Annotated in this window: 9 protein-coding genes and 1 tRNA gene; 1 reads left to right on the top strand and 9 read right to left on the bottom strand. The window is 45.5% G+C overall.

Translation table 11 applies throughout. The annotated features are described in order from the left end of the window. Positions 1–14: 14 nt before the first annotated feature. Positions 15–203: a hypothetical protein gene (locus JGK14_RS21340; RefSeq protein WP_325315452.1), complete on the bottom strand. Its 189-nt coding sequence runs from the start codon at positions 201–203 to the stop codon at positions 15–17. Positions 204–917: 714 nt separating this feature from the next. On the opposite strand from JGK14_RS21340, the gene mutS reads away from it, so the two are divergent. Next, positions 918–3,545: a DNA mismatch repair protein MutS gene (gene mutS, locus JGK14_RS21335; protein ID WP_325315462.1), complete on the top strand. Its 2,628-nt coding sequence runs from the start codon at positions 918–920 to the stop codon at positions 3,543–3,545. Positions 3,546–3,663: 118 nt separating this feature from the next. Here the strand turns inward: mutS and JGK14_RS21330 are convergent, their stop codons facing one another. The 8 genes from JGK14_RS21330 to JGK14_RS21295 all read right to left on the bottom strand — a co-directional run bounded on the left by JGK14_RS21330 (position 3,664) and on the right by JGK14_RS21295 (position 12,138). Beyond that, positions 3,664–4,371, bottom strand: coding sequence for a hypothetical protein (locus JGK14_RS21330; RefSeq protein WP_293213105.1), 708 nt, complete (start codon positions 4,369–4,371; stop codon positions 3,664–3,666). Between the two features lie 29 nt (positions 4,372–4,400). Further along, the gene (locus JGK14_RS21325) at positions 4,401–5,078 is read right to left on the bottom strand and encodes an actin-binding WH2 domain-containing protein (RefSeq protein ID WP_293192561.1); all 678 of its coding nucleotides are present in this window, start codon (positions 5,076–5,078) and stop codon (positions 4,401–4,403) included. 390 nt (positions 5,079–5,468) lie between these two features. Beyond that, positions 5,469–5,539: transfer RNA gene (locus tag JGK14_RS21320), tRNA-Gly, on the bottom strand. Positions 5,540–5,677: 138 nt separating this feature from the next. Beyond that, positions 5,678–7,696, bottom strand: coding sequence for an excinuclease ABC subunit UvrC (gene uvrC / locus JGK14_RS21315; protein ID WP_293198809.1), 2,019 nt, complete (start codon positions 7,694–7,696; stop codon positions 5,678–5,680). A gap of 365 nt (positions 7,697–8,061) precedes the next feature. Continuing rightward, positions 8,062–8,814, bottom strand: a complete 753-nt coding sequence (locus JGK14_RS21310; RefSeq protein ID WP_293186314.1) for an amino acid ABC transporter ATP-binding protein — start codon at positions 8,812–8,814, stop codon at positions 8,062–8,064. Between the two features lie 161 nt (positions 8,815–8,975). Further along, positions 8,976–10,208 carry an amino acid ABC transporter permease gene (locus JGK14_RS21305; RefSeq protein WP_293226464.1) on the bottom strand — a complete coding sequence of 411 codons (1,233 nt, stop codon included), beginning with the start codon at positions 10,206–10,208 and terminating at the stop codon, positions 8,976–8,978. Positions 10,209–10,227: 19 nt separating this feature from the next. Then, positions 10,228–10,836 carry a hypothetical protein gene (locus JGK14_RS21300; RefSeq protein WP_293186316.1) on the bottom strand — a complete coding sequence of 203 codons (609 nt, stop codon included), beginning with the start codon at positions 10,834–10,836 and terminating at the stop codon, positions 10,228–10,230. Between the two features lie 87 nt (positions 10,837–10,923). Next, positions 10,924–12,138, bottom strand: coding sequence for an amino acid ABC transporter permease (locus JGK14_RS21295; RefSeq protein ID WP_293218446.1), 1,215 nt, complete (start codon positions 12,136–12,138; stop codon positions 10,924–10,926). Positions 12,139–12,282: the final 144 nt, after the last annotated feature.

Genomic DNA, 12,282 nt, shown 5'->3' with positions numbered 1-12,282 from the left:
GAATTAATGGTGAATTATGGTTTGAGAACAACTTTGATGCACTTGTCTTTTTTGTGTTTGAAAATCTCGTAAGCGTCGGGCGCTTCATCCAATTTCATACGGTGCGTAATCACGAAGGTTGGGTCAATTTCGCCTTTTTGAACGCGATCGAGCAAAGGGCGCAAATAGCGGTGAACGTGCGTCTGTCCCATTTTGATGGTCAAGCCGGCGTTGCTTAATCAGGGTATGAAAAAAATCAGTTGAAAATCCCCAAGCTTTGTCGATACTGGTTTCTCTGACTGGCATATTAGCCTTTCATACCGTGAATCAGGAACTCCCTATTTTTGCAAGATGTCTATTATCAACTCGCACGTCATTTGCTCCGTGCCAGCAAAGAGCTTTCATTATTGTGTTCTCCTCTACTTAACTCCCAGATTTTTGATTCTAAATCTTAAATTTACTCCGCAGCTAAATCACTTGGCTGGATGCTTTAATTTTAAGCATATAAGATGTGGCATCTCTCTATCCGAGGTATAATTTATAAATCTATCTTTCGGCTGTTTTAAGTTGTAAAAAAGGTAGAGTTTATCCCAGAGTAAATTGCAATAAATTTAGCATTATTGTTTTAACAGCTAACAGGGATGGCTGAGGTTGTTTTTGGCGATCGCCAGTCGCTGCTCTCTCATATCGTGTCCGCTCGATTAACCGCACGCGCGGTTTGTAGTGCGGACTTCAGTCCGCAGGATAAGAGCGGACTGAAGTCCGCACTACGAACGGCACTACGAACGGCACTACGAACCATATAACTGGGCTCGCATCTTGAGAATCGCGCACCCTGCTGGAGGAGGATTAATCGTCAAAAATTGTATCATTAGCTATAGCTAAAAGCCGAGCTTGCGCTAAAGTTGTTAAAGATCAAAATTTATCGATCGCCTTTTATGCCTTACACTGCATCTACCCCAACAGACCCCAGTCAAGCCAACATCCCCAATGCCGACCACCGCCTATTAGAATTCACTAAGCTGACGCCGATGATGCAGCGGTATGTGGAAGTGAAAGAACAGTATCCCCACGCACTTTTATTGTTTCGAGTCGGAGATTTTTTTGAGTGTTTTTTTCAAGATGCAGTGACGATTTCGCGGGAATTAGAACTTGTTTGCACTAGCAAAGAAAGCGGCAAAGAAATCGGTCGAGTGCCGATGACAGGAGTGCCGCATCACGCCCTCGATCGCTATACTTCTGTGTTAGTAGAAAAAGGCTATGCTGTAGTAGTTTGCGACCAAGTTGAAGATGCCTCGATCGCCGCCCGCGAAGGCCGCCAAGTCAAGCGCGAAATCACCCGCATTCTCACTCCAGGAACTTTGACGGATGATGGAATGCTCAAACCCCGACAAAATAACTTTTTAGCAGCAGTCGTCATCGCTGGGGAACATTGGGGATTGGCTTATACTGATATTTCTACGGGAGAATTCGTCACTACCCAAGCCGACAGTTTAGAACAATTAACATTAGAATTGCTCCGTTTGCAGCCTTCGGAAGTCCTGGTTCCGACTAATGCGCCGGATTTGGTGACGATGTTGAGACCCGGAGAGAAATCCGAGCATTTACCCGATTGTTTGCCGAATTCGTTTTGCTATTCTTTGCGATCGCAAATCCCGTTTACTTTGTCCGAAGCAAAACAGCGAATCCTGCAAAAGTTCAAAGTGCGATCGCTCGAAGGCCTCGGATGCGCGCACCTTTCCCTCGCAGTGCGCGCCGCCGGCGGTTTGCTGCAATATCTCGAAGAAACTCAAAAAGAAAAAGCAGTTGCTTTGCAAAGATTGCACACTTACACACTCACCGATTTTCTGACACTGGACTATCAAACCCGCCGCAATCTCGAAATTACTCAAACAGTCAGAGATGGCGTGTTTCACGGTTCGCTGCTGTGGGCTATAGACAAAACCAGCACCGCCATGGGAGGCCGGGCTTTGCGCCGCTGGGTGCTGCAACCTTTGCTCAGCATTAAAGGTATTTGCGCCCGCCACGATACGATTCAAGAATTAGTAGAAAACAATCCGCTGCGCCAAGATTTGCAGCAGTTGCTGCGCCAAATTTACGACATCGAAAGACTCACGGGGCGCGCCGGTTCTGGAACCGCTAGCGCTAGGGATTTGGTCGCTTTAGCCGATTCTCTCTCAAAATTACCCCAACTGGCGGCGATCGCAACTGAAGGAATCTCGCCCTATTTAAAAGCGCTGCAAAATGTCCCGCCCATTTTAGAAGAGTTAGCAACTCAAATTCACGCTTATTTAGTTGAGGAACCGCCGATTCATTTAAAAGAAGGAGGTTTGATTCGATCGGGCATTAATACCATGCTTGATGAGATGCGCCACACTGCATCAGCCGATCAAGAATGGATTGCCCGTTTAGAGGCTAACGAACGGCAACGCACCGGAATTTCTAATTTAAAAGTCGGCTACAATAAAGCTTTCGGCTATTACATCAGCATTACCAAATCGAAAGTTGACCAAGTACCGAACGACTACACCCGCAAGCAAACTCTCACCAATGAAGAACGCTACAGCACAGAAGAATTAAAAGAAAGGGAAGTGCGAATTCTGACGGCGCGGGAAGATTTAAATCACTTGGAGTACGATATTTTTGCGAAATTGCGATCGGAGGTAGGAGAACACGCCGAAATTATTCGCAACGTTTCCCGCGCGGTGGCGGCGGCGGATATTTTGTGCGGTTTGGCGGAAGTAGCGGTTTATCAAGATTACTGTCGCCCGATGATGACAGAAAGTCGGGAAATTAAAATTATTGAAGGTTGTCATCCGGTGGTGGAAAAGTCTTTACCGCCGGGATTTTTTGTCCCGAATTCGGCTTTTTTGGGTCGGGAAGCAGGGCTAAGTCGCCCAGATTTAATTATTTTAACTGGGCCGAATGCTAGCGGCAAGAGTTGTTATTTGCGCCAGGTTGGTTTGATCCAGTTAATGGCGCAGATGGGCAGTTTTGTCCCGGCGAAGGCTGCGACTTTGGGAATTTGCGATCGCATTTTTACCCGTGTCGGCGCCGTGGACGATTTAGCAACCGGTCAGTCTACGTTTATGGTGGAAATGAACGAAACTGCCAATATTCTCAATCACGCGACGCCGAAATCATTGGTGTTGTTGGATGAAATTGGCAGGGGAACGGCGACGTTTGACGGACTTTCGATTGCTTGGTCTGTGGCAGAATATTTAGCCAGCGAGATTCGCGCGCGGACGATTTTTGCGACTCACTATCACGAGTTAAATGAGTTAGCTTCTATTTTGGATAATGTGGCAAATTATCAGGTGACTGTGAAGGAATTGCCGGATCAAATTGTATTTTTGCACGAAGTTCACCCCGGCGGTGCTGATAAGTCCTACGGCATTGAAGCGGGGAGATTGGCTGGTTTACCGCCGTCGGTGATTGATAGGGCGAGACAGGTGATGAAGCAGATTGAGAAACATAGCAAAATTGCGATCGGGCTGCGGAAGGGTGTTAAAAAAGATGGCAAAAAAGAGTCGGAGGGACAACAGTTGGATATATTTGACGATTAAAATTGTCCCCAAAAAAGGTTCGTAGTTCCTACAGATTCAATAAAGGTACGTTGTTGCGCTTCAGCGCTCTTTCTGTATATACATGAAAGAGCGCTAAAGCGCAACAACATACTTCAAATTATTTGCCATTTTGCAACTTTCTTACCTCTTTGTGCACGCTCATCCCAATTTCTAGAGCCTCATTTAGCAACCGGCCGTATTCGCTCGCCCGATCGCTCACATCCAGCGCCATCAAAGCCGCCAAATTACTTTCAATATTAGCAAATAACTCGTAACGGCGACCAATGAATTTCTGATTTTCCCTGAGAATCCTTTCTGTTTTCAAAGCACAGACTAAACTTTCTCTAGTAATTTTTAAGGCCTCAATTGCATCTTGTCGATTAATTAAATTGGCTTGTAAATTGCCAGCAGCCGTTAGGCGATCGATAATATCTAAAGCCTTAATCACCTCATGATACTTCTCAACTTCATCCAAGAGACCCGCCAGGGTTGCTAAAGGCTTTGCTTTTACCCATTTATAGACATTCCAAACAACAGTAATCGCCAGGGACAAACCCAAAGTTATTTGTAAAACCCGGACAAATATCTCAGCATCGCTAAAACCAACTTGATTTCTATTGGCCAGCAAAGCAACCGGGAGCGAGACAACAAGCGTCACGCAAAATATCAGCAACTCGTGCAACAAAAGAGCAAACAGATTTTTGCCGTCCCGGAGTGTAGCAGGGCGATAAAAATTCCCTGAAAAACCGTCGCTCAAAGCTATTCCGCTCAAATCTTCCAACTCCTTTTCAGGAATTATCAACTCATCCAAATCCGCTTGTATCACTAGGGCAAATCTCCTTAAATTAGCATTAATTAAAATCCTCCCAGAGACCTAATTGAATCCCACAGACTCATATAAAAATTGCTGTCTCGGCTTCGGAACAGTTGAAAAGCTTGTCCCGGTGCGCCAAAAAACGGTCTCAGCGTCCATCCCAACTGACTGCCCACAAAGGCATACAGTCCCAACCAGAAGCGCAAAATATTTAGCCTGATGTCTTTTCCTTCCGCATCTTGTTCGGACAGAAAGTGCATTCCTTGATAAATGAAGCTTACTCCCAAAAATCCTGTGACTGCCATGATCGCAACATTTAGCAGCAGATAAAAATTGTAATTGGTACTGCTGATCAGAAAAAATAGACTGACAGGTGCAAATCCAAACAGCAAAACGCTAATCATCGCCATTGCTGTCATCAACAATGTCAAATACTGTTCAAAAGTTCGTTTTGAACCAAACATGACATTAAAAAAGTACAGTGTGGGAAAGCAGATAATCAGCGTCAGTAAGTAAAGCGCTGGCAACTTGATTGCTGAAACCAGACATTGCATCCACGTACTTGATGCACCTAGTATCGCTCCGTAAATACCAAAAAATATGGTACTGGAAATTAACAAACCAAAAATTTTAGATTTGAGCTTAACACCGTCGCGAATTTCTTCGAGAAATTGTTGCCGTTCCCGCAGCAAATACATTACTACTGAAAAATATTTCACGGGTTCTCCTTGTGACTGATGCGACTCCGAATCAGTCATAACTCAAGCTGAGTGCGATCGACAATCTTGCCAACTGGAGGCACTCTATGTTAACCGATTATTCTTCCAGATACGGGACTCAGACAACTCCCATTATCTAGGGTTCCATGCACGCCACACCATACCGCTATTGACTCTCGGCTGGATATTTCTAGTCAAATTGTATTCAAATTCTAGTCAAATTGTGTTCAAAAAGGGCGATCGGGCAGTCACTTGATACTCAGTTTGGTCGTTTTGTCGTCAATTTGTATCCAATTTCTAGTCTTTTTGACGCCCCACCCAGCCAAAAAATCGGCAATAAAAAACCCCAAACCGTTGATTTCTCGTTGGTTTGAGGCTTTTTGTTTAATAAGCGGGTGGCGGGAATCGAACCCGCATAGTTAGCTTGGAAGGCTAAAGTTTTACCACTAAACTACACCCGCATTCACACAGAACCTAAACATACCACAAGCTTCTGAGAATTGCAATAGGCCCGTGCAAAATTTCTCAAGTTCTCCTTGAAAGTGGTTGAATAGGGACTCGTAGCCTCCCAAATCCCCTCTTCCACGCTACTAAAGGCTTTACGGATGGAAATAAGCGTAGATTTGCTGCGCCAGACGCGGGCCAATCCCAGAAACTTCCGCCAACTGTTCGGGAGTTGCTAAACGCAGGTAGTCGATCGACCGAAAATGCGCTAACAACAGTTTTTGGCGGTGGTGTCCCAATCCCGGAATCTCATCTAAGCGCGATCGCTTCATTCTCTGACTTCTTTGATCTCGGTGAAAACTCACAGCAAACCTGTGCGCCTCATCCCGTACCCGCCGCAGTAATTGTACACCCGGTTGCTCAGAATTAGTTGGCAGCGGCAAAGATTCCCCCGGCAAAAAAATCTCTTCTCGCTGCTTCGCCAAACTCACAACTCGCAACTCATCTAGCAAATTCATCTCCCGCAAAACAGCCACAACTGCTGACAGTTGACCTTTGCCGCCGTCTATCATAATCAAATCCGGTTTGTCAGCAATATTAGGAGAAACTGAAGACAAATTACTGACTGCTTCCGCTTCTGCTAACTCGCTAAATTCATCTTGCTTCTTGCTGTTTCCTTCTGCTTCTTTGATCCTAAATCGTCTGCCGATAACTTCTGCTAAACTAGCAAAGTCGTCAGAATGACCGGATTTTATTTCAGGATTTTTAATTTTGTAGTGGCGGTAGTGTTGATTGGCTGGTAAACCGTCGATAAATACGACACGGGAAGCTACCGTATCCGAACCTTGAATGTGAGAAATATCGTAACCTTCTATGCGGTGCGGCATTTCTGGTAAATCGAGAATTTCGGCTAAATCTTGCATTGCTTGAGAATTGCGATCGCTCAATCGTTGCATTCTCGCCAATTCATACTCAGCATTGCGTTCCACCATCTCAATTAACTCCGCCTTAGTTTGGCGCTGCGGAGTCAAAATCGTCACTTTTCGCCCCTTGCGGTTGCTCAACCAATCTGCTAATATTTCGCCTTCTGGTAAGTCGTACTGCACAGAAATTTCGCTGGGAATTTCTACGGCTTCGACATTTTGATAATGTTCCTCCAAAACTCGCTGCAAAATCGCCCCGGCCTCTACTCCCCCAAGCCTTGGGGGGGAGGTAAGAGAAGGTTGAGATAATTCTTCTTCCCAGGAATGTAGGGGCGGTGCCCCCGTGCCCGCCCTGGGTATCTCCGCCATAAAGCCCAGTCTGCCGACTAATTGACCTGCACGAATCTGGAATAATTGAATGCAGGCGTGCTGCGTGTCTGCTGCCAGGGCGATCGCATCCCTGGAAACGGTATCATCTGGTAAAGACACTTTTTGACCCGCGCTCAAAGATTGCAAACCCTTAATTTGGTCGCGAATCCTGGCCGCAGTTTCAAAGTTCAAATCTTCGGCTGCTTGTTCCATTTGTGGTTCCAGAATATCCAGCAATTCCTGAGTCCTTCCCTGGAAAATCATGGCTACCTTTTGGATGATTTTTTGGTAATCTTCCGCAGACATTAACCCTTGACAAACACCGACGCAGCGGCCGATATCGTAGTTCAGACAGGGACGGTCTTTAAATAGCGGTTGAGGGCGCTGTCGCAAGGGGAAAATCCGCTTAATCAAATGCAGCGTACTCCGCAGCGCCCCTGTATCGACGTAGGGGCCGTAGTAGCGGTCTTTCGCACTACCCGCGCGGCGTTTGCGGGTGATGAAAATGCGCGGGTATTTTTCCGACCAAGTTATGCACAAATAAGGATATTTTTTATCATCTTTGAGGAGGACATTAAAGTGAGGTTGGTGCTGTTTTACGAGGTTTGCTTCTAAGGCCAAAGCTTCGGCTTCTGTGTCGGTGGCGATGAATTCAATTTCGCGCACTTGCTGTACCATCATCGCGATGCGAGGACTGAGGTTTTGGCTTTCGCGGAAGTAGGAACGGACTCGGTTTCGGAGTTTTTTGGATTTGCCGATGTACAGGATGCGATCGCTCTCGTCGCGCATTAAGTATACACCAGGAACTGCCGGAATTTCTTTGAGGCGGCTTTCTAGGCGTTCTGCATCTTTAATTAGTGGCAGCGTTTTTGTGGACGGCATATAAATTTGAGATTTTATGACTTATATCTACTATTGTAACGCTGTTATCCAAGTCAAGGGAATGAATCACAAATAACGGTTCGTAGTGAGGACTTTAGTCCTCTGATCTTATGCGGACTAAAGTCCTCACTACGAACCTCACTCTCTGGTTTTTAATTATGAGTTTAGTCCTCTGATCTTATGCGGACTAAAGTCCTCACTACGAACCTATTAATGTTTTTAATGATGAGTTTAGTCTTCTGATTGGATGCGGACTAAAGTCCTCACTACTAACCTCACTCTCTGGTTTTTAATGATGAGTTTAGTTTTCTGATGGGATGCGGACTAAAGTCCTCACTACTAACCTATAATGACGTAAGTTCTGTTTACAATATCTGAGATAGAAACTTGCGTGTGCGTTCTTCCTTCGGGTTCTGAAAAAACTCTTCTGGCTTCGCTTCTTCCACTAAAACGCCGCCGTCCATCAATACAATGCGATCGGCAACTTCGCGCGCAAATCCGACTTCGTGAGTCACCACTACCATTGTAATTCCTGTTTGCGCTAAATTTCGCATGACATCTAAAACTTCCCGCACCATTTCCGGGTCTAATGCTGATGTCGGTTCGTCAAATAGCATGATTTTCGGCTGCATTGCTAGGGAACGTGCAATAGCAACCCGCTGCTGCTGTCCGCCAGATAATTGTCCGGGATATTTTTGGGCTTGGGACAAAATCCCGACTCTTTCTAACAGTTGCATTGCTACTTCTTCTGCTTTTTTCTTCGGCCAGCGGCGCACCCATACGGGCGCTAGCATGACGTTTTGCAGGACTGATAGGTGGGGAAATAGGTTGAATTGCTGAAACACCATTCCTACTTCCTGGCGAATTTTTTCGATGTTTCGCAAGTCGTGGGAAAGTTCGATTCCGTCGATCGTAATTTTGCCTTGCTGATAGGCTTCTAAAGCGTTAAAAGTGCGGATAAACGTGGATTTGCCGGAACCTGAAGGGCCCATCACGACGACGACTTCGCCTCGGTTCACGTTCATGCTGACGCCGCGCAGTACGTGAAATTGTCCGTACCATTTGTGGACGTTTTCGGCGACGATTACTGTTTCGGGAACTGTTAGTGTATCTTGCATAATTTTCTCCTTTAAATAATGACGAATAATTATTGCCTGATGACTGTTGACTACTTCAGTGGAGGGGGGGTTTATATATATTTGGGTTGGGAGGGCGGGTTTATATATATTTGGGTTGGGAGTTCTATTTTGTTGGTGAACCCGCCCCTACAGACTGTGGACTAATGACTTTTTTCTAAACTTTTCTCTATTTTGCGGCTGGCCAGTGACATTGAGTAGCAAAATACCCAATAGATGATGCCGACGAATATGTAAACTTCGGCGTATCTGCCGATGTAGGATGGATTTGCTAAAACGGCGCGGGATATGCCGATTAATTCTAACATTCCAAATAGCGAAAGCAGGGATGTATCCATGAATAATCCGATGAATTGACCGCCGATCGCCGGAATGACTGTTCGCAGTGCTTGAGGTAGTACAATGAGAATGGTCAGTAGGGGTGTGTTTAGCCCGATCGACCTTGCTGCTTCTATTTGTCCCCTCGGTACGGCCTGCAAGCCCCCGCGCACGTTTTCCGCCAAGTATGCCGCACTAAATAATGTTAATCCGGCGATCGCCCGAATCACTCTATCCAATTTGGGATATTCCGGCGGTAAGAATAATTGCAGCATGACTTGACCTAAAAACAAAATGCCAATTAAAGGCAAGCCGCGCACTATTTCAATGTACAATGTTGACAGCAGTTTGACGACTGGCAAAGAACTTTGTCTCCCGAGGGCAAGCAATACTCCCAGGGGAAATGAAAGCACAATGCTAATAATTGCTAAAAACAGCGTCAGCACTAAACCGCCCCAGTCATTTGTCGAGACTTCTGTCAAACCTAATCCGCCTTTAATTAGCCACAGAATCAGCGGGAAGGAAAGAGCCCAAATTCCGGGTATCCAGCTAACCCCCCCTCGCCCCCCCTTACCAAGGGGGGGTTGGGGGGGGTTGGGATTAATTTGTCTCGCGGCGACATAGCTGGCGGCGGTTGCGATAATAATTCCTAAGAGGTAGAAGCGAGAGGTAAGGTCGATCGGCGTAATGACCGCACCAACAACCGCTGCACCAAGTAAAATCAGTGTAGGCCGATTCCAAAGACGTTCATCTCGCTGAATATTTCCCCAAGTTAAACCGCCCAACAAGGCAATTATTCCGGCTACTATCCACAGCCGCCAGTAGGATTCGCTGGGAAATCTGCCCACAAAAAATAGTGGCAAGTTGGCTTCTAACACGCGCCATTTAGCTTTTGTAGTTGCCCAAACGATAATTCCTTTAACTGTTTGGAAGGCGACAATTAAGCAAACTATTGTCAGAATGCTGTTGTACCAGGTACTAAATAGGTTTTTGCGCGCCCAATTCCAAGGGGTGGGCGATTCGGTGGCGGGAGGCGGCAGTACGGGGGTTGTTTCCATGTATTTTAGATGTTAGATTTTAGATTGCTTGCTGAATTGCACTTGCTAATATTCCTAATATTTTCTTGACATCTGTTACGTAATATTCTGTCAAGTCAATTTCAATTACTTGTTCTTTGAGTCTTAAGAATCTCCAGGTTTGGCCGCTAGTAACAGCCCCATAATTTATTGTTGCATTTGTGTTGCCTTCGCATTCGTTAAATATTCTAGCTGCTAACATTTGGGCTACACATGGCCCCAAGCTTGCATTAATATCTTCGTTTTGTGCTTCTACGATCGCAATTACTGGTTCGGTAAGCATTAATAAGTATGAAGAACGACTAATCAAAAAATCGCAATTTCCAGCTAATCCTTTTTCGGCATCAACTGTAAAATCTATTCCACAAAAAAGACCAATTTGATGGTTAAACAGTTTTCTAAGTTCGATTAAAATCGGTGCGGTTATCATGGACGAGCGAGACTTGTCAGTATTGCTGCTTAAGGCAATGCCTGCGTTCTCTTTGAGAATTTCTACAAGTAAGGGACTTGGTTCTAATTCTGGCACAGGAGAGAACATATTGATGCGATCGCTAATCGTCAAACCGAATTTTTTTGTTACTGTTTTTAAGTTAAAATCTCTGTAAGTCATTTCAACTTTAGTTCCAGATTATAATAAACTTAACTTTTGACTTCGCTATCCACTGTCAACTGTCAACTGTCAACTGTCAACTGTTATTTACCTTTCCTTGATTTGTACCGTGTGATTGTACCAATTCATAAACAGAGAAACTATCAAACTAATTGTTAGGTATGTTACCATGATAATTAGCATTGTTTCGATCGCCCTTCCGGTCTGATTCAACGTCGGAGAACCCACCACAAAGTAAACGTCGGGATAAGCCACCGCCACGGCTAAACTCGAATTCTTCGCTAAATTCAGATACTGACTGGTTAACGGCGGCACAATTACCCGCAAAGCTTGCGGCAAAATTACCATCCGCATCAGGGTTCCAGATTTAAGTCCCAAAGACTTTCCCGCTTCCCACTGGCCTCGCGAGACTGACTGAATTCCGCCGCGGACAATTTCGGCAATGTAACTGCCAGTATACAAGCTGAGTCCTGTCACTAGGGCTGCAAATTCTGGAGTTAATTTTAATCCTCCTTCGAGTTGCAATGCTGGTGTCAGGCGCGGAAAATCGACGCGAAAAGGCAGATTTTGGGTGATAATCAAAGCTAAAATTGCACTCAGGACGATCGCACCAGCAGCCCAAAACAACTGTCTTCCCGGCTTCGCTTCTTCCACCATCACCCGCGCCCGCCACATCCACAGCCCCGCCGCAGCCAAAACTCCCACAGTTAACAAAATCAACCAAATCTCAAAACCTGGCAAAGGCGCAGGCCAAGGTACAGCAATCCCGCGATTTGTCAAGTAAATCGGGCCGCGCATCTGTTGATTGTCTTCCAGTTTTGGCATGGAAATGAATACTGCAAAATACCAGAAAAATAATTGCAGCAATAACGGTGTATTCCTCAAAATCTCCACGTACAAAGCTGCTAAATTACGCAAGATCCAATTGTCGGAAAGGCGGGCAATTCCTACAGTCAAACCCGCAATTGTTGCGAAAACAATCCCCAGGCCCATTACCCGCAGCGTGTTGATCAAACCAACAAAATAAGCTTGTCTGTAACTGTTTTCGGGACTGTAGGGAATTACGCTTTCGCCGATGTCGAAGGATGCTTGGGAATTGAGAAAGTCAAATCCAAATGCAATTCCTAGTTGCGCGTAATTGGCGGTGAGGTTGTCCCAAAGAATAGCGATGACTGTTATTACTAAAATTAGGGCGATCGCCTGTCCGGTTATTTTCCAGAAGCGATCGTCCCGCAGCAGTGTTGATATATCTTTAATTTTGGATGATTTCTCGGATTTGCCCGGTTGAGGTTCTGTATTCATAACTTAAATTATATTTCATTCAATCTGCTGCGTATGTTGTGTACCAAAGAGCGCTGAAGCGCAACTACGTACCTAAGAGCGCTGAAGCGCAACTACGTACCTAAGAGCGCTGAAGCGCAACTACGTACCTAAGAGCGCTGAAGC

Origin of the sequence: Microcoleus sp. PH2017_28_MFU_U_A, from assembly GCF_020738035.1 — a bacterium.
Lineage (GTDB): Bacteria > Cyanobacteriota > Cyanobacteriia > Cyanobacteriales > Microcoleaceae > Microcoleus.
Note: the sequence above shows the minus strand (reverse complement) of the source record. Positions and strands in the feature narration are given on the sequence as shown.

Bases quoted from the DNA above. Each gene is read 5' to 3' on its own strand.
- JGK14_RS21300 (WP_293186316.1), bottom strand. From the start codon at position 10,836: ATGACTTACAGAGATTTTAACTTAAAAACAGTAACAAAAAAATTCGGT.
- uvrC (WP_293198809.1), bottom strand. From the start codon at position 7,696: ATGCCGTCCACAAAAACGCTGCCACTAATTAAAGATGCAGAACGCCTA.
- JGK14_RS21295 (WP_293218446.1), bottom strand. From the start codon at position 12,138: ATGAATACAGAACCTCAACCGGGCAAATCCGAGAAATCATCCAAAATT.
- mutS (WP_325315462.1), top strand. From the start codon at position 918: ATGCCTTACACTGCATCTACCCCAACAGACCCCAGTCAAGCCAACATC.
- JGK14_RS21305 (WP_293226464.1), bottom strand. From the start codon at position 10,208: ATGGAAACAACCCCCGTACTGCCGCCTCCCGCCACCGAATCGCCCACC.
- JGK14_RS21310 (WP_293186314.1), bottom strand. From the start codon at position 8,814: ATGCAAGATACACTAACAGTTCCCGAAACAGTAATCGTCGCCGAAAAC.